This is a genomic window from Castellaniella sp. FW104-7C03 (genome assembly GCF_040276085.1).
In the GTDB taxonomy this organism is placed as follows: domain Bacteria; phylum Pseudomonadota; class Gammaproteobacteria; order Burkholderiales; family Burkholderiaceae_B; genus Castellaniella.
In genome coordinates this window covers 134,935-151,000 of sequence record NZ_JBELOK010000003.1, presented here as the reverse complement: position 1 = coordinate 151,000, position 16,066 = coordinate 134,935, and the positions used below count along the sequence as shown (strand labels likewise).

The window sequence follows — 16,066 nt, the reverse complement described above, 5'->3', positions numbered from 1 at the left end:
CCGTAGGGCACTGTCATCTGAGCAGGGTGACGGTGCCATTTTTTTCTTGAATTGATGAGCAGGCCAGAAGATGAGAAATAACCCGGCAAACACACAAGCCATGGTGGCCACTGGCAACCCGCTGGCTGCCTCGGCAGCCACTGAGATCTTGCGCGAGGGTGGCTCGGCTGTGGATGCGGCAATTGCGGCCGACGCGGTGATGGGGCTGGTGGAGCCCATGGCAACCAGCATTGGCGGGGATCTTCTGGCGATGGTCCATCAGCCGGGCCAACCGGTGGTCAGCTACAACGGCACCGGCCGGGCCCCGGCTGCGCTGGACATTGCCATGGTGCAGGCACTGCCCGACAGCAAGATTCCGGAGCGCCATCCTTTGTCGGTGACCACGCCTGGGGCCGTGCAGGGGTGGTGGGATCTGCATCAACGCTTCGGGCATCTTGCCTGGGCGCGCCTGTTTGATCGCGCGATCCAGTTGGCGCGGGATGGCTTTCAGGTAGCCCGTGTGGCGGCCCACGAGTGGGAAATTTTTGATTTCGTGCTGCACCGGGATCCCGAGTGCGAGCGGCTGTTTCGCGGTGGCCATCCACCCAGCGCCGGCGAAACCCTGACCAATCCCGCGTTGGCTGCCACGCTGGGCCACATCGCACACGAAGGGCCAGACTATTTTTATCGCGGCCCGCTTGCCAGCCAGGCGGCGCAGGCGGTACAGCGAATGGGGGGTGTGCTGGCCGCAGAAGATCTTGCGCGCCACACCGGCAATTACACCCAGTCACTCTCCCTGGATTTTCACGGTGCATGTATTCATCAATGTCCGCCCAACACGCATGGGGTGGCGATTCTGGATGCACTGGATGCCGTACAGCGCCATGGCGGCGCGCCGGACGACCCTGACACCTGGGTGCATATGGTGGGCGCCACGGCGCGTGCCATGCAGGCCGCAAAGAAAACCGTGGCAGATCCCTCCGGCAATACAGTGTGCACTGTGGTGGTTGACGCCGAGGGCCTGGCCGTCACACTGATGTCCAGCGTGTTCAAGCGCTTTGGTTCGGGCATTGTGGTGCCGGAGGGGGGCTTTTGCATGCAAAATCGCGGCTTCGGATTTTCCACGCCAGGCCACATCAACGGCCCGGCCCCAGGCAAACGCCCGTATCACACCGTGGTGCCAGGCCTCACTACCCGAGACGGCCAGTTTTTGCTTGGCATGGGGGTGGTGGGTGGTTTGATGCAGCCGCAAGGGCAGATTCAGATTCTCACCCGCGTGCTGGCCTGGGGCTGGGATATCCAGGAGGCACTGGATGCGCCCCGTTGGCGCCTGGAAGCAGGAGACACCCTGGCCATCGAGAAGGGGTTTCCTGATGCGCTGGCGCATGCCCTGCGGGCTGCCGGCTACGAAGAACCACACCCGCAAGTGGGCGAGTTGGCAGGCCGCAGTGATTTTGGTGGTGCCCATGCCGTGCTCAGGGCGGCAGACGGCCAGCTGCACGGTGGCGCGGATCCCCGTAAAGACGGGCAGTGGCTGCGCTGCCAATTCTGACGAAAAATGTCCAGATACTTTAAGCCTATAAATTTTGGGGATAACCCTTATTCACTTCAAATGTATACGGTATACAATAGTCCGTACAGTACAGCAGGTTGACCGGCTTCTAGTCCTCTCATTCCTGGGTGCAGTCCTCGAATACTTACTTTTGTGCAGTGTTTTTAAGACGGGAATAAAAATGGCCAATTTGATGAACCAAGACGAATTCCGCTCCGCACTGGAGCTGGCGATCAAAGGCAATAGCGCCAATCGTGCGCCATTCAGCGTGGCCTGGGCCACCGGCAAACTAAGCCGCGAGCACATCGCACGCTGGGCCGAAAACCACTATCACTATGTCGGCCCCTTCGCCGACTATCTGGCATACGTCTATGCACGCATGCCTGACACCTATACCGAAGCCAAGGATTTCCTCCTGGCAAATATGTACGAAGAAGAAATCGGCGGTGATCGCCATACCGATTTGCTGATTCGTTTTGCCGAAGCCTGCGGCACCACCCGCGAGCGTGTCGAAAATCCCGACAATATGTCGCCCACCACGCGTGCATTGCAATCCTGGTGCTATTGCGTGGCCATGCGCGAAGATCCCATCGTGGCAGTAGCCGGCCTGGTGGTTGGCCTGGAATCCCAGGTGCCTTCCATCTATCGCAAGCAATCGCCCATCCTTAAAGAACAGTATGGCTTTACCGACGAAGAAGCTGAATTCTTTGATCTGCACATCGTGTCCGATGAAATCCACGGCGAACGCGGTTATCAGATTGTGCTCGAGCATGCCAACACTGTAGAGCTGCAGCAAAAATGCCTGCATATCTGTGAGATTGGCGCCAAGATGCGCTATCTGTACACCACTGCGCTTTACAACGACTACGTCAAGAACGAGATCCCTCTCGAGTCCCTCGAGATGGAAGCGGCGTAAGCACGGATCACAGTGCCCATGGGGCCCGATGCAAGGGCCTCATGGTGCGTTTTTACCGTCGTTCAGGTATTTCATGGATCATGTCCACGGCGGCAGAGACCGGCGTGGCAACAGGGAAGCAGTTGTGACAGATCTCAAGACGCAGGTTTTTCAGAATCATATCGGCGGCACCTGGCAGGCTTCTGCCACCGGGCAGACCTACCCCAACCACAATCCGGCGGATTCCGGCGATGTCGTCGGCAATTTCCAGGATTCAGACCAGACCGACGTCACTCAGGCCTTGGCCGCAGCCCAAGCTGCCTTCGAGGGGTGGCGCGCCACAGCGCCCAGCAAGCGCGCGGCCATTCTGATGCGTGCCAGCGAGCTTTTGCGCGAGCGTGCGGATTCCATCGCTCACGAGCTGACCTGCGAAGAAGGCAAGCAATTGGCCCAGGCCAAAGCCGAGGTGATGCGCGCTGCAGGCACCTTGCAGTTTTACGCAATTGAAGGCCAGACCTACACCGGCGAAACATTCCCCCAGGACGACCCCGATATGGTGGTCTACACCCAGCGCGAGCCCCTGGGTGTCGTGGTGGTGATTTCGCCCTGGAACTTCCCCATTTCCATTCCGGCGCGCAAGATCGCGCCCGCTTTGATCACCGGCAATACCGTGGTGTTCAAACCCTCCACCGACACGCCGCTGACCGGTTACCGCCTGGTAGAAGCCCTGGTGGATGCCGGCATCCCGGCCGGTGTGCTTAACTTTGTTACGGGCCGTGCCTCCCGGATCGGCAAGGTGCTGACGCAGTCGCCCGAGGTTCGTGCCATTACGTTTACGGGCTCCACCCAGGCAGGCGAGGACATCCACCGCAATGCCTCCATGACCACCCGTTTGCAGATGGAACTGGGCGGCAAGAATCCCCTGATCGTGATGGACGATGCCGATATCGATCTGGCTGTCGACCTTACCGTCAAGGGGGGGTTGTCGCTTACCGGGCAAGCCTGTACCGGCACCAGCCGGGTGCTGGTGCATCAGTCCGTCAAGCAGGTGTACACCGATAAGCTGCTGGCACGGATTGCCGCACTGAAAATTGGTGCAGGGCTGGAAAAGGGCATCGATATCGGCCCTCTGGCCACCGCATCCCAGCTGAAAACCGTCCTGCAGTACGTGGATATCGGCAAGTCCGAAGCCCGCCATCTGGTGGGGGGAGACCGCATTACCGGCCCCGGGTTCGATAAAGGATTCTTTGTCAGCCCTGCCGTGTTTACGGATGTGTCTCCGGACATGCGGATTGCCCGCGAAGAAATCTTCGGCCCGGTGATTGCAATCCTGGAAATCAACAGCTACGAAGAGGCGATCCGCATCGCCAACGACACCGAATACGGCCTGTCGGCTTCCATCGTCACCACCAGTGCCCGCCTGGCGCACCGCTTTGCTGGCGATATTCAGGCCGGTACGGTCAAGGTCAATCGCACCACCACGGGCAATCTGGTCAATGCACCGTTTGGCGGCATCAAAAAATCCAGCACCGCAACCTTCCGGGAATCCGGGCGCGTCGGGCTTGAGTTTTTCCTGCAAACCAAGACTGTCTATCGCGGCGTTTAAGTCTTAATCATTTTTTGGCCAGGCGGTTATCTGATGCCTGAGCCAGGCAATCCACGGAGATAAATCATGAAAAATACAATCCAGCTCGAGCAAGAAGAAGCCCGCTTGATGGTGAATGCTGCGATCGCCAAATCCAAAGAGATCGGTGTGCTCGAAACCGTCTGTGTCGTCGATGCCGGTGGCTTTCCGATCTTGCTTGAGCGCATGAATGGCTCGCGCATCACAGGCCCGCAGATCGCCATGAACAAAGCATTTACGGCAGCTGGCCACAAGCGCTCCACCCACTTGTTCACGACGCCTCCCAATGGCCCCGCATTGCCGGGCAACGAGGCCTTCGGTATTCAGCTCAGCTTCGAAGGCCGTTTCGCGGCGTTTGTTGGGGGCTTTCCGATTGTGGTCAACGACGAAGTCATCGGCGGTCTGGGTCTAAGTGGCGGCAACGGTGCGCAGGATACAGCTGCTGGTATGGCGGGCCTGCAGGCATTGGCTGATGCCCTGAAAGACAAGGGCATGACGGTTCTGGTTCAGCCTGACATCAAAAAATAAGTTGGGGCGCGGCTTTTATTCGGACAGGGAGTATCGTCATGAGCCATCGTGTAGTGATCTCGGAAACCCGACAGCAATTCGATGTCGCCATCGAGGAAACCATCCTCGATGCGGCACTGCGATCAGGCGTGCGCCTGCCGCACGAATGCACGTTTGGGGCGTGTGGTACCTGTCGCGTCAAGCTCGAGGCCGGATCCGTCCGCTATGATGAGTTTCCCATCGGGCTCACCGAAGAAGAAGCCGCCCAGGGCTATGCGCTGGCCTGCCAGGCGCATCCCTGCAGCGATATGGTGATATCACCTGCCAGCCACGGGCCTGCCTTGCCTGATCCGGTGCGGACAGTTGCCACCGTCAAGCAGGTTGAGGCCCTTACGTCCGACATCTCCCGCCTGGTGCTGCAATTGCCCGAAGATCTGGATCTGGACTATCGCGCTGGTCAGCACATGAACATCCTGCTGGCGCCGGGAGAAGAAAGAAGTTTCTCGATGGTGGGCGCCTACCCGTTTGGCAATGAGGTTGAGTTCCATATCCGGCGGGTGCCCGGGGGGCGGTTTACGCAAGAGATGTTGTCGGCGCTTAAGCCGGATGACACCTTGCAGGTAGAAATCCCCAAGGGTACGTTCTGCTTTCATGCCGAAGACTACCGGCCCTTGTTGTTTGTGGCCACGGGCACCGGGCTTGCCCCCATCCGTGCCATGCTGGAAGCCTTGCTGGATGACGAGGACTGTCCGCCAGTCTCCTTGTACTGGGGGATGCGTACCGAGGTGGATCTCTACGCTAAAGATGAAATTGAATCCTGGTCAGACCGTCTGTACGAATTCAACTTCGTGCCTGTGCTGTCACGGGCCACAGAGGCCTGGCAAGGCCGCCGGGGCCACGTGCAGCAGAGCATCCAGGAAGACTTCACTGATCTTTCCGAGTATGCGTTTTACTTGTGTGGATCACCCGAAATGGTGACAGACACCAAACGCTTGCTGTTGTCTCTGGGTGCCGATCTCGAGTACGTCTATTCGGACAGCTTTACGTTTCATCACCCACAAAAAACGGCGGCCGTGTGAGCACGCCGCCGATCTCGGGCCGGCGGGTTGCCGGCAGGCTGTGGGTTAATCAGGCATGTGCCGGTCGGCGATGCGACGAACGGCGCTTAGCCGCTGTTTTCCCCGATGCAGTGGCTTCCAGAGAGGCAGGCTCGCTGGTGCACAACGACATGCCATTGCCTTTCAGCATCCGGCCAATGTCTTTCAGTGAGATGGGCAGCAGTGGGATCGTGCGGCGCAGGGTAGACCGATGCGTGTAAAAACGGCCCAGCAACTCGCCCACAGGGGTAGAGGGGTAGCGGTGATAGGTAACCATGGAGTTTCTCCTTAAGTGGTTCGTCCCGATTGACTTGTATTCAGTATACCGTTTTAAAGACGGAAATACTAGTAATAACCCTAATCAAAGCATGGTGTGGGGTTCTTGCCACGTCATCCGCAATTGCCCGGCTGGAAAGTGGCCGAACGATGCCGTCAATGCGCACGCTTGCGCACTACGCCGATGGTCAATAAGCTTTATGAAGCTTCGGGGAACCTTGCGCCAGGATAGGGCACGCCAAGGGGTGTCCTTTGTGGCTGCGCAAGCGGAGAAATGAAATGGTGCCGGCTAGAGGAGTCGAACCCCCGACCTTCTCATTACAAGTGAGCTGCTCTACCAACTGAGCTAAGCCGGCGAAAGCCGCCATTCTACAGGAATTGCGGCTTGTTTGAAGACCTGCCGTTTGTTGAAATCCTTGTTGGGAGCAGCGGCGGTGGTCTGTTGATCTGCGTGTTACTTCACAATCTTCAGGTGTGACGGCTTGGGCGCATCGCCGGCCGGTTTGGTGTCGGGTGCATCGGGTGCCGGGCCGGATGGAGGCGGGGTGTCTTTGCCACCCGGGTAGGCTTGCGAAGGCACTACCTCGAATCCCATGCCGGCACCAGTTTCGCGGGCATACAGCGCAGACACTGCCGCCACGGGTACAAACAAGTGCTCGACGGCGCCGTTAAAGCGGGATTCGAACTCGATGTAGTCGTTGCCCAGGGTAAGCCGGTTGGTGGCCAGATGGCTGATATTCAGCGTGATCTGGCCATCATGGACATGCGCGGGAGGCACGACCGTGTTGGCATCAACCGTGACCACCAGGTAGGGCGTATAGCCGTTGTCCGTGCACCATTCGTGCAATGCGCGGATCAGGTACGGTTTGGTGGAGCTCTCCTGCATATCAGCGGCGCATGACCTTCTCGGAGGGCGTCAGCGCTTCGATGTAGGCCGGACGCGAGAACAGCCGCTCGGCGTATTTCTGGATGGGGGCTGCGCTTTTTGGCAGCTCGATGCCATAGTGTGCCAGGCGCCACAACAAGGGGGCGACAGCGACGTCCAGCATCGAAAAATCATCGCCCAGCATGTATTTGTTTTTGACCAGCAAGGGTGCCAACTGGGCGAGACGGTCGCGGATGTTGGCGCGTGCAGCGTCGCGGACCTTCTCGTCGGTGATGCTGCGGTTTTCGAGCGTGGAGACGTGAACAAAGAGTTCTTTCTCGAAGTTGTACAAAAACAGCCGTGTGCGGGCCCGCATGATGGGGTCGGCAGGCATCAGTTGCGGGTGTGGAAAACGCTCGTCGATGTACTCGTTGATGATGTTGGACTCGTAGAGCACCAGATCACGTTCGACGAGGATTGGCACCTGGCCATAGGGGTTCATTACCGCGATGTCTTCAGGCTTGTTGTACAAGTCGATATCGCGGATCTCGAAGTCCATGCCCTTTTCGAACAGCACAAAACGGCATCGTTGCGAAAACGGGCAGGTCGTCCCGGAGTAAAGCACCATCATGTCGAGGATTCCAATACAGAAAAGCGGTGAATGCGCCCTGAAGGGCGCAGGACTTACCGGACGTGTTTCCAGTAGGCGTGGTTCATGCGGATGGCCACAAACATGAACAAGAACAAGAACAGCATTACCCAGACACCAATCTGCTTGCGCAGCAATTGGGCGGGCTCGGCCATCCAGCCCAGAAAGTTGCTGAGATCCGCGACATCGCTTTCAAACTTGTGGAAAGATTTGGCGTCGGCGGAATCGAAGCGCCCGGTGGATGATGCTTCTCCGGTGTAACCCTGGAGGGGCTCATTTTTTACCGTGGGGAAACCAGCCTCGTCGAACACCGTCGTGGTGCGCGTCCATTGCTCGGCGCCCTTGGCATCGGCTACCTGGTGCACCTGCACACTGGTGTAGGTGCGCGGGCCTTCTAGTTGCCACAGCACGTTGGGCATTGCCACACTGGGAAACACGACGTTGTTCCAGCCGGTTTTCTTGGTGGTGTCACGGTAGAAACTGCGCAGGTAGGTGTAGATGTAATCCACACCCGAGTGGCCAAAGTTGGCACTCTTGGCCCGGGCAATCACGGAGAGGTCGGGGGGTGCCGAGCCAAACCATTTTTTGGCGTCTGCGGGTGTCATGGCGATGGTCATGAGATCACCCACCTTATCGCCCGTGAACAACAGGTTTTTCTTGATTTCGGCTTCTGTCAGGCCAAGATCGGTGAGCTTGTTGTAGCGCATCGAGCTGGCACTGTGGCAGTTGAGACAGTAGTTGACGAACAGCTTGGCCCCGTTTTGCAGCGACGCCAGGTTGGTGATGCGGTCTGGGGCGCGGTCGATATGCGCGCCGCCTTCGGCAAAGGCCAGCGTGCAGGTAAGTGACAGAGCCAAAGCACCGAGCAGTTTTTTGATCATGATCTTTCCGTAGCTATCAGTGGTGGGCCATCAATGTGCGCGAAACGTGACGCGATCCGGGACGGGCTTGAATGTACCCAGTGCGCTCCAGACGGGCATCAACAGGAAGAACGCCAGATAGATGACCGAGCAGATCTGGCCCATCAGCGTGAACACCGGCGTGACAGGCTGCGTACCCAGCCAACCGAGGATCAGGAAATCGACGATGAACACACCATACAGGAACTTGTGCCACGACGGACGGTAACGGATGGACTTGACCGGTGAGTGATCGAGCCACGGCAGGAAGAACAGAATCACCACGGCGCCACCCATCGACACCACACCCCAGAACTTGGCGTCCAGGGTTTTCATCAGCACAGCGACAAGGATCAGGATAAGCGGTACTGCCAGGCGCCAGAACCCCGAGAGCTTGCCCTTGAGGAACAGCGCGGCGGCAGCCACCACTGCGGCAGCCGACAACACCCAGGTGAAATCGCTGGTGGTGGCACGCAGCATCGTGTAGAACGGCGTGAAATACCAAACGGGCGCAATATGCGGCGGCGTTTTAAGAGGGTCGGCCGGGATGAAGTTGTTGTACTCGAGGAAGTACCCGCCCATCTCGGGGCCAAAGAAGATAATGGCTGCAAAGACAATCAGGAACCCTGCCACGCCCACGATGTCGTGCACTGAATAGTAGGGGTGGAACGGAATGCCATCCACCGGACGGCCGTATTTGTCTTTGGGGCCCTTCTTGATTTCGACGCCATCCGGGTTGTTGGAGCCCACTTCGTGCAGAGCAAGAATGTGCGCCACCACCAGGCCAATCAGCACCAGCGGGATCGCAATCACGTGGAACGCGAAGAACCGGTTGAGCGTGGCATCAGACACCACATAATCGCCACGGATCCACAGAGAGAGATCGGGGCCGATAAACGGGATGGCTGAGAACAGATTGACAATAACCTGGGCACCCCAGTAGGACATTTGGCCCCAGGGAAGCAGATAACCGAAGAAGGCCTCGGCCATCAGGCACAGGAAAATGCCCACGCCGAAAATCCAGACCAGTTCTCGGGGCTTGCGGTATGAGCCATAAAACAGCCCGCGCAGCATGTGCAGATACACCACCACGAAGAACATCGACGCACCCGTGGAGTGCATATAGCGGATGAACCAGCCGCCTGGCACCTCGCGCATGATGTATTCGACGGACTCGAAGGCAAACCGCGCATCCGGTTTGTAGTTCATTACCAGGAAAATCCCGGTAACCACCTGGATGACCAGCACCAGCAGTGCCAGCGAACCAAAGAAGTACCAGAAATTGAAATTTTTTGGAGCATAGTACTCGGACATATGCTCTTTAAACATTTTCGTCAGGGGAAAGCGGCGGTCTACCCAGCCAATCAACCCGGTCGTCTCGATATTATTTTCGGCCATGAACGGCTCCTATCAGTATCACGAAAAGATGAACAGCACGCTCATCAGGCCTTGGTCGGGTAGGTGTCCACCCCGATCACGACATGTGACCCATCGGGTGAAAACGCATAAGGCGGGACTTCGAGATTATCAGGGGCCGGCTTGTTTTTGAACACGCGGCCGGCGAGATCGAAAGTAGAGCCGTGACACGGACAGAGCCATCCGCCCGGCCAATCATTGGGCAACCCCGACTGGGCGCCTGTTTGAAAATGCGCTGTGGGCGAGCAACCCAGGTGTGTACAGATACCAATACAGATAAAGATCTCGGGCTTGCGCGAGCGGTACTCGTTTTTGGCCCACTCGGGCGTAAACCCGGCGCGCTCGGACTGGGGATCGGCGAGCTCGGAATCGTGCTTCGGCAGATCTTCGAGCTCGGCCTTGGTACGGCGCACCACCCAGACAGGCTTGCCGCGCCACTCGACCGTCATCATCTGCCCCTCGGGCAGCCCCGAGATATCCGCCTCGACTGGAGCCCCAGCCGCCTTGGCTTTTTCGGACGGCGCAAATGATCCAACCAGAGGCACCGCCGTTGCTACCCCTGCCACCCCGCCCAACGTACAGGCCGATGCCACCCAGAAACGACGGGAAGGGTCGGGGGGCAAGTTTGGGTCGACTGCGCCCTGCTCATCGGACTGTGTCGGATTTTGACTCATTTGTTATCCCTGGTAGCCGCCCCAAAGGGCGGAGCGTTAGACAATATCGGCTTGCACATGGACGCAACACAGGCAGTCTCGCCTGCCTGATCTGCATCCACGGGGGTCTTCAACCGCGTATTATAGCGTTACGACCAACGTGGTAAATCCCGAGGAGAAACCCAACATGGCCAAAGCAAGCGGTTTTATCAAAGAATTCCAGGAATTCGCCGTCAAAGGCAACATGATGGACCTGGCCATCGGCGTCATTATTGGTGGTGCCTTTGGCAAAATAATTGATTCAATCGTCAACGACCTTGTCATGCCGCTCATCAACTTCATCCTCGGCGGCCAAGTCAACTTCGACAACCTTTTCTGGATCTTGCGCCTCCCCGAAGGCTACGCCGGCCCCATGACCGCCATCGACCTCACCAAAGCCGGCGCCGTCGTCTTTGCCTGGGGCCACTTCCTCACCATCCTTGTCAACTTCATTCTCCTGGCACTCGTTGTCTTCATGCTGGTCAAGATGGTCAACAACGCCCGCCGCCGCCTAGAGGCCCCGCCGCCCCCCGCAGCCGCCCCCGCCACCCCAGAGGACGTCGTCCTCCTGCGCGAAATCCGCGACGCCCTCAAAAAATAATCACCCGCTGCGCCGCTGCCCGCCGCAGCGGCGCAATCCCCTGTATTCCAGCCCCCATTCCTTGCGTGGCGCACGCACCGCAACAAGCGGCAGAGCGTGATTCCACTGCCCTGCACGGCAGCCGTGCAATCTCCCAAAATCGTCAATCCTCTCGGGGAGGTATTGGGGGGCACTGTTGGAGCCCGCCCCCCAAACCCCGGCGAAGCCGCCAAAATGCGACCTGTGCCCCCCAATACCTCCCCGAGAGGATGAGCTCTGGCCAAGAAAGCCCCCAGCACCGGGGCCAAACACGCCCGAGAGGATAGCCTTCAGCCAGGAACCCAGCAGCAACGAAAGAAATCAAACCGGATTAAACACATCCACAAACGTCACCTCCACCCCAAACCGCGCCGCCACCCCCGCCCCCAGCGCCTGCACCCCATACCGCTCCGTCGCATGATGCCCCGCCGACACATACCCGCACCCGGACTCCCGTGCCAAATGCACCGTCGGCTCTGACACCTCTCCGCTCACATAACAATCCACCCCTGCCGCCAGCGCTGCATCCATAAACCCCTGCGCAGCCCCCGTACACCACCCCAAACGCCGTACAGGACGGTCCAGATCGCCCACCACCAGCGGCTTGCGCCCCAAACGCTGCGCCACATCCATCGACAACTCGCCCACCGTGCACTCGAAGCCTGGCGTACCCAGCCACACCAGGCCATCCGGCCCGCAACTCACCCGCGTCCCGTCCGCCTGCACCTCCGGCGTCCAATCCATCACCCGCGCCAGTTGCGCGTTATTACCCCACTCCTCGTGCGCATCCAGTGGCAAATGGTAAGCAAACAAATTGATCCCCGCCCCCATCAACGCCGACAAACGCCGGTGCTTGATCCCCCGGATGCAGGGATCCTCGTTTTTCCAGAACCACCCGTGATGCACCAGAATCGCGTCTGCGTTGCGTGCGATCGCTGCCTCGATCAACGCCTGCGACGCCGTCACCCCCGTCACAATGTGCCGGATCTCCTCCCGGCCCTCCACCTGCAGACCATTCGGGCAATAATCCCGAAAACGCTCCGGTTGCAACGTAGTCGTCAGCCAGGATTCCAGATCCTTACGTGAAATCTGTGGTTTCATTCAACATAGTCCTTAAAACAAATCATCAACAGAGAGCCCATCCAATGCAACGATTGTGGCTGATTTTTGCCCAGGCCGTCACTGTCTGCCTGGCTGTCCTGTTTCTTGTTTCCACACTGCGCCCCCAATGGCTGCCCGGTGGCGTCCCTGCAAACGCACCCGCCCATACTGCAACTGGCGGGCAGGCCTCCGGCATTGGCCAGGTCAGCAGCTACGCCCCGGCCGTTGCCCGTGCCGCGCCCTCTGTGGTCAATATTTACACCCGAAAGCACATTGATGTTCCATTGGTGCCCATGCCCGCCGACCCAGGCCTGCAGCGCTTCTTGCGCAGCGTCCCCGGATTCACCCGGCGCCAGGACTCCACCAGCCTTGGCTCTGGCGTCATCGTCAGTGCCGACGGCTACATCCTTACCAACTACCATGTCATCGAGGCGGCTGACAGTATTGAAGTCAGCCTGAAAGATGGCCGTCACGCCAGCGCGCAGATTGTCGGCGCCGACCCCGAAAGCGACCTCGCCGTCCTTAAAGTCAATCTCGACAAACTGCCTGCCATCGTCTTCGACCCCAACCAGTCCGTGCAGGTGGGTGACGTCGTGCTGGCGATCGGCAACCCCTTTGGCGTGGGGCAAACCACCACCCAGGGCATCGTTTCTGCATTGGGCCGCAACCGCCTGGGCATCAACACCTACGAAGACTTCATCCAGACGGATGCTGCCATCAACCCCGGTAACTCCGGAGGCGCCCTCATCGATACCCAAGGTCGGCTGGTGGGCATCAATACTGCTATCTATTCAGAAACCGGCGGCTCGCTGGGCATCGGTTTTGCCATCCCCTCCGGGCCCGCTCACGCCATCCTTGACCAGATTATCCAGACCGGTCATGTCCAGCGTGGCTGGCTGGGGCTCGAGCCCCAGGACATCACGCCGGATCTTGCCCGGGCCTTTCACCTGGACGACCTCCAGGGGGTGATTGTGGCGCGTGTCTTTGCCCACGGCCCGGCGGCGCAAGCAGGGTTGCAGGTGGGGGATATCATCCGGACGCTGAACGGCCGGCCTGTGCTCGATGCGATTGATCTGCTCAACCGGCTGGCCGGCATCAAGATTGGCAGCACCGCGCAGCTGCAGATTGTGCGTGCGGGCAAATCATCCACCGTTGATGTGACGGTGGGGATCCGTCCGCAGGTGCGCCGCAGCCGATAGAGGCACCCGCAACTTGCCGGCGCCGGGCTTGCCTGGCTGGGGGTGGGGTTCCTGCAGGCACTGCTGCCGGCAGGTGATGGTACTGTGGGGGTGTGGCTTACGCGCCGCGCAGGATGCGCGCAGCAGCAATCGCGAAGTATGTCAGGATGCCGTCGCCGCCGGCCCGCTTGAATGCCAGCAGGGATTCCATCATCACCTTGTCGTGATCCAGCCAGCCATTGGCCGATGCCGCCTTGATCATCGCGTACTCGCCACTGACCTGATAAGCATAGGTGGGCATGCCAAAAGCGTCTTTGACTTCGCGCAAGACATCCAGGTAGGGCAGGCCGGGTTTCACCATCACCATGTCGGCACCCTCGCGGATGTCGGCAGCCACTTCGCGCAGGGCTTCAAGGCGATTGGCCGGATCCATCTGGTAAGTAGCCTTGTTGGATGCGCCCAGTTGCGCAGCCGAGCCGACGGCTTCACGGAATGGCCCGTAAAAAGCGCTGGCATACTTGGCTGAATACGCCATGATGCGCGTATGGATGAGTTGCTGCGCATCCAGTGCCTGGCGCACCGCGCCGATGCGTCCGTCCATCATGTCGCTGGGGGCAACGATGTCCACACCGGCTTGTGCGTGGGTAAGCGCCTGGCGCACCAGCATCTCTACCGTGGGCTCGTTAAGCAACTGGCCGTTATCGTCTATCAGGCCGTCTTGCCCGTGGCTGGTGTAGGGATCCAGCGCTACGTCGGTGAGTACGCCGAGTTCGGGAAAATGCTGCTTGAGCAGCGCCACCGTGCGGGGAATCAGGCCATCAGGGTTGGCCGCCTCGATGCCGTCCGGGGTTTTCTGGGCAGGGTCGATGTGCGGAAACAGCGCCAGCACCGGGATACCCAATGAGACGCAGGTTTCGGCCGTCTCCAGCAAGGTATCGGGCGAATGGCGCACCACGTCGGGCATCGAGGCCACGGGTTCGCGCACCTGTTTGCCCTCTTGCACAAACACCGGGTAGATCAGATCGTCTGCTGACAGGCGGTTCTCGCGCACCAGACGGCGCGAGAAGTCGTCGCGCCGGTTGCGGCGCAGGCGGGCAATGGGAAAGTCAACGGGCGGCAGAAATTTGGTCATGGAGAACTCCTGGCAGCCTGCCCATGATGGCAGGCCAAGCAAAAACGATGGGCCAAACAGCGTGGCCGGGCGCAGGCGGGTACCTAAGGCACCTGCTGCGGCGAAATCCAGTTTTCGATATGCAACGCGGCTTCTTCGAGGCCGATGCGGTGCGTGGCCGAAAACGGCAGTGCGGTCAGCGTGCCGATCTCGGCAAGTTCTTTGCGTACTTGCTGGGTGGCGCGCACCCGCTGTCCATAAGGCAGTTTATCCGCCTTGGTCAGCAGCGCCAGCGTGGGCAGGCCGCGCAGGCCAATCCAGTGGGCCAGCCGGCGATCAAGATCGGTAACGCCACGGCGGATATCGATGAGCAGCACCACGCCGGCCAGGCTGCTGCGTTGGTGCAGATAGCCGCCCAGCACCTCGGCCCACTCGTCGCGTGAGGCGCGATCGACTGCCGCGTAGCCATAGCCGGGCAAATCCACCAGAAACCCCAGCCAGGCCTCGGGGGTGAGGGGGTCGGGGATGCCGAACAGGTTGATCAACCGTGTGCGCCCAGGTGTTTTGCTGGAAAACGCCAGGCGGCGCTGGTTGGTGAGCACATTGATGGCCGACGATTTGCCGGAATTGGAGCGGCCTGCAAAGCAGACCTCGGCGGTGGTGGGGGCGGGCAGCTGATCCAGGCGGGCGGCTGACACCGTAAAGCGGGCGCGATGAAGTAGGGACACAATGGTGCGGCGCGAGCCGAAAGGATGCTGTCAATAACGCTATTGTATAATCCTCGCTTGTATCGAATACGGTGGCTGCCCCGCGCCCGGTGTGTGCGCGGCTTGGCGGCCAAAAAAGCCGGCGCCTTTGGCGCCCCGACCCAACCTCGAGGATCTCATGAAGCGTGCGCTATCCAGTATGTTTATGGTCGGCAGCCTGGTGTTTGCCGGCGCCTTGCCTGGCCTTACTCACGCTCAGGATGTCACTACGCCGGACGCCAAAGCCGGCGAGCAATTGTTCGTCAAGGGCGATGCCACGCGCGGTGTGTTGGCCTGTATTACCTGTCATGGCGACGGTGGCAACAGCACCGTCCCGGCCAACCCCAATCTGGCCGCCATGCCCCACGAATACCTGGCCAAGCAGTTGCACGATTTTGTCCCGCAAGGCGATAAGCCCGCTGTGCGCACAGGCGCCGACGGTGCACCGTCCATCATGTCCACCATCGCGCCCGCACTAAGCGCCCAGGACATCCAGAACGTCGCCCTGTATCTATCGCAGCAGCCGCTTAATCCGGATACCGCCGCCACTGCCACCCACGAAGCCACCACCGAGCGCGGCCAGCACATCTGGCGTGCCGGTATTGCCGATCGTCAGGTGCCTGCGTGTGCTGCATGCCATGGTGCCACCGGTGCCGGCCTGCCCGGCGAGTTCCCCCGGCTGTCCGGTCAGCACTCCGAATACCTGCTGGCACAGCTCAAGCTGTTCCGCTCGGGTGATCGTAAAAACACCATCATGTACGACATCACCAGCCGCATGACCGACCCCGACCTCGCGGCGGTGGCCGATTATGCCGCGGGCTTGCGCTAATTCCTCGTTGTTTCCGGGGTCTTCCGGGGCA

At 59.7% G+C, this 16,066-nt stretch carries 17 protein-coding genes and 1 tRNA gene; 8 read left to right on the top strand and 10 right to left on the bottom strand.

Annotation, left to right across the window (positions count from 1 at the left end):
- Nucleotides 1-70 precede the first annotated feature (70 nt).
- The 5 genes from ABS758_RS04705 (at nucleotide 71) to ABS758_RS04685 (ending at nucleotide 5,636) form a co-directional block, all read left to right on the top strand.
- Nucleotides 71-1,531 carry a gamma-glutamyltransferase family protein gene (locus ABS758_RS04705; protein WP_350381070.1) on the top strand — a complete coding sequence of 487 codons (1,461 nt, stop codon included), beginning with the start codon at nucleotides 71-73 and terminating at the stop codon, nucleotides 1,529-1,531.
- A gap of 181 nt (nucleotides 1,532-1,712) precedes the next feature.
- Entirely contained in the window at nucleotides 1,713-2,447 is a 735-nt protein-coding gene (locus tag ABS758_RS04700; protein ID WP_350381068.1) for an iron-containing redox enzyme family protein, read from the top strand.
- Nucleotides 2,448-2,571: 124 nt separating this feature from the next.
- Nucleotides 2,572-4,032: an aldehyde dehydrogenase family protein gene (locus ABS758_RS04695; RefSeq protein WP_350381066.1), complete on the top strand. Its 1,461-nt coding sequence runs from the start codon at nucleotides 2,572-2,574 to the stop codon at nucleotides 4,030-4,032.
- A 66-nt stretch (nucleotides 4,033-4,098) separates the two neighbouring features.
- Nucleotides 4,099-4,578: a GlcG/HbpS family heme-binding protein gene (locus ABS758_RS04690; RefSeq protein ID WP_350381064.1), complete on the top strand. Its 480-nt coding sequence runs from the start codon at nucleotides 4,099-4,101 to the stop codon at nucleotides 4,576-4,578.
- Between the two features lie 38 nt (nucleotides 4,579-4,616).
- Nucleotides 4,617-5,636, top strand: a complete 1,020-nt coding sequence (locus ABS758_RS04685) for a 2Fe-2S iron-sulfur cluster-binding protein (RefSeq protein WP_350381063.1) — start codon at nucleotides 4,617-4,619, stop codon at nucleotides 5,634-5,636.
- 49 nt (nucleotides 5,637-5,685) lie between these two features.
- On the opposite strand, the gene ABS758_RS04680 is transcribed toward ABS758_RS04685, so the two are convergent.
- The 7 genes from ABS758_RS04680 to petA all read right to left on the bottom strand — a co-directional run bounded on the left by ABS758_RS04680 (nucleotide 5,686) and on the right by petA (nucleotide 10,433).
- The gene (locus ABS758_RS04680) at nucleotides 5,686-5,931 is read right to left on the bottom strand and encodes a hypothetical protein (RefSeq protein WP_350381061.1); all 246 of its coding nucleotides are present in this window, start codon (nucleotides 5,929-5,931) and stop codon (nucleotides 5,686-5,688) included.
- Nucleotides 5,932-6,210: 279 nt separating this feature from the next.
- A tRNA-Thr gene (locus tag ABS758_RS04675) sits at nucleotides 6,211-6,286 on the bottom strand.
- A gap of 98 nt (nucleotides 6,287-6,384) precedes the next feature.
- A complete protein-coding gene (locus tag ABS758_RS04670) occupies nucleotides 6,385-6,816 on the bottom strand; it encodes a ClpXP protease specificity-enhancing factor (RefSeq protein ID WP_350381060.1) in 432 nt (143 codons plus the stop codon).
- A gap of 1 nt (nucleotide 6,817) precedes the next feature.
- The gene (locus tag ABS758_RS04665) at nucleotides 6,818-7,426 is read right to left on the bottom strand and encodes a glutathione S-transferase N-terminal domain-containing protein (protein ID WP_350381059.1); all 609 of its coding nucleotides are present in this window, start codon (nucleotides 7,424-7,426) and stop codon (nucleotides 6,818-6,820) included.
- A 53-nt stretch (nucleotides 7,427-7,479) separates the two neighbouring features.
- Complete coding sequence (locus ABS758_RS04660; protein WP_350381057.1) at nucleotides 7,480-8,325, bottom strand: cytochrome c1; 846 nt, start codon at nucleotides 8,323-8,325, stop codon at nucleotides 7,480-7,482.
- Between the two features lie 30 nt (nucleotides 8,326-8,355).
- Nucleotides 8,356-9,741: a cytochrome b gene (locus ABS758_RS04655; RefSeq protein WP_350381055.1), complete on the bottom strand. Its 1,386-nt coding sequence runs from the start codon at nucleotides 9,739-9,741 to the stop codon at nucleotides 8,356-8,358.
- A gap of 44 nt (nucleotides 9,742-9,785) precedes the next feature.
- A complete protein-coding gene (gene petA / locus ABS758_RS04650) occupies nucleotides 9,786-10,433 on the bottom strand; it encodes a ubiquinol-cytochrome c reductase iron-sulfur subunit (protein ID WP_350381053.1) in 648 nt (215 codons plus the stop codon).
- Between the two features lie 166 nt (nucleotides 10,434-10,599).
- Between petA and mscL the strand changes: the two genes are divergently transcribed.
- Complete coding sequence (gene mscL / locus ABS758_RS04645) at nucleotides 10,600-11,052, top strand: large conductance mechanosensitive channel protein MscL (RefSeq protein ID WP_350381052.1); 453 nt, start codon at nucleotides 10,600-10,602, stop codon at nucleotides 11,050-11,052.
- A 339-nt stretch (nucleotides 11,053-11,391) separates the two neighbouring features.
- On the opposite strand, the gene ABS758_RS04640 is transcribed toward mscL, so the two are convergent.
- A complete protein-coding gene (locus ABS758_RS04640) occupies nucleotides 11,392-12,171 on the bottom strand; it encodes a Nif3-like dinuclear metal center hexameric protein (protein WP_350381050.1) in 780 nt (259 codons plus the stop codon).
- Between the two features lie 44 nt (nucleotides 12,172-12,215).
- On the opposite strand from ABS758_RS04640, the gene ABS758_RS04635 reads away from it, so the two are divergent.
- Nucleotides 12,216-13,370 (top strand): trypsin-like peptidase domain-containing protein, encoded by a 1,155-nt coding sequence (locus ABS758_RS04635; protein WP_350381048.1) that lies wholly within the window; start codon nucleotides 12,216-12,218, stop codon nucleotides 13,368-13,370.
- A 97-nt stretch (nucleotides 13,371-13,467) separates the two neighbouring features.
- Here the strand turns inward: ABS758_RS04635 and hemB are convergent, their stop codons facing one another.
- Both hemB and yihA read right to left on the bottom strand, forming a co-directional pair.
- Nucleotides 13,468-14,481 carry a porphobilinogen synthase gene (hemB, locus tag ABS758_RS04630; protein WP_350381046.1) on the bottom strand — a complete coding sequence of 338 codons (1,014 nt, stop codon included), beginning with the start codon at nucleotides 14,479-14,481 and terminating at the stop codon, nucleotides 13,468-13,470.
- Nucleotides 14,482-14,564: 83 nt separating this feature from the next.
- Complete coding sequence (gene yihA / locus ABS758_RS04625; protein ID WP_350381044.1) at nucleotides 14,565-15,188, bottom strand: ribosome biogenesis GTP-binding protein YihA/YsxC; 624 nt, start codon at nucleotides 15,186-15,188, stop codon at nucleotides 14,565-14,567.
- 157 nt (nucleotides 15,189-15,345) lie between these two features.
- On the opposite strand from yihA, the gene ABS758_RS04620 reads away from it, so the two are divergent.
- Nucleotides 15,346-16,035 (top strand): c-type cytochrome, encoded by a 690-nt coding sequence (locus ABS758_RS04620; protein WP_350381042.1) that lies wholly within the window; start codon nucleotides 15,346-15,348, stop codon nucleotides 16,033-16,035.
- Nucleotides 16,036-16,066: the final 31 nt, after the last annotated feature.

What these genes read in the sequence shown, in the direction of transcription:
- ABS758_RS04705 (WP_350381070.1), top strand. Translation starts at nt 71, where the DNA reads ATGAGAAATAACCCGGCAAACACACAAGCCATGGTGGCCACTGGCAAC.
- ABS758_RS04700 (WP_350381068.1), top strand. Translation starts at nt 1,713, where the DNA reads ATGGCCAATTTGATGAACCAAGACGAATTCCGCTCCGCACTGGAGCTG.
- ABS758_RS04690 (WP_350381064.1), top strand. Translation starts at nt 4,099, where the DNA reads ATGAAAAATACAATCCAGCTCGAGCAAGAAGAAGCCCGCTTGATGGTG.
- ABS758_RS04685 (WP_350381063.1), top strand. Translation starts at nt 4,617, where the DNA reads ATGAGCCATCGTGTAGTGATCTCGGAAACCCGACAGCAATTCGATGTC.
- ABS758_RS04680 (WP_350381061.1), bottom strand. Translation starts at nt 5,931, where the DNA reads ATGGTTACCTATCACCGCTACCCCTCTACCCCTGTGGGCGAGTTGCTG.
- ABS758_RS04670 (WP_350381060.1), bottom strand. Translation starts at nt 6,816, where the DNA reads ATGCAGGAGAGCTCCACCAAACCGTACCTGATCCGCGCATTGCACGAA.
- ABS758_RS04665 (WP_350381059.1), bottom strand. Translation starts at nt 7,426, where the DNA reads ATGATGGTGCTTTACTCCGGGACGACCTGCCCGTTTTCGCAACGATGC.
- ABS758_RS04660 (WP_350381057.1), bottom strand. Translation starts at nt 8,325, where the DNA reads ATGATCAAAAAACTGCTCGGTGCTTTGGCTCTGTCACTTACCTGCACG.
- ABS758_RS04655 (WP_350381055.1), bottom strand. Translation starts at nt 9,741, where the DNA reads ATGGCCGAAAATAATATCGAGACGACCGGGTTGATTGGCTGGGTAGAC.
- petA (WP_350381053.1), bottom strand. Translation starts at nt 10,433, where the DNA reads ATGAGTCAAAATCCGACACAGTCCGATGAGCAGGGCGCAGTCGACCCA.
- mscL (WP_350381052.1), top strand. Translation starts at nt 10,600, where the DNA reads ATGGCCAAAGCAAGCGGTTTTATCAAAGAATTCCAGGAATTCGCCGTC.
- ABS758_RS04640 (WP_350381050.1), bottom strand. Translation starts at nt 12,171, where the DNA reads ATGAAACCACAGATTTCACGTAAGGATCTGGAATCCTGGCTGACGACT.
- ABS758_RS04635 (WP_350381048.1), top strand. Translation starts at nt 12,216, where the DNA reads ATGCAACGATTGTGGCTGATTTTTGCCCAGGCCGTCACTGTCTGCCTG.
- hemB (WP_350381046.1), bottom strand. Translation starts at nt 14,481, where the DNA reads ATGACCAAATTTCTGCCGCCCGTTGACTTTCCCATTGCCCGCCTGCGC.
- ABS758_RS04620 (WP_350381042.1), top strand. Translation starts at nt 15,346, where the DNA reads ATGAAGCGTGCGCTATCCAGTATGTTTATGGTCGGCAGCCTGGTGTTT.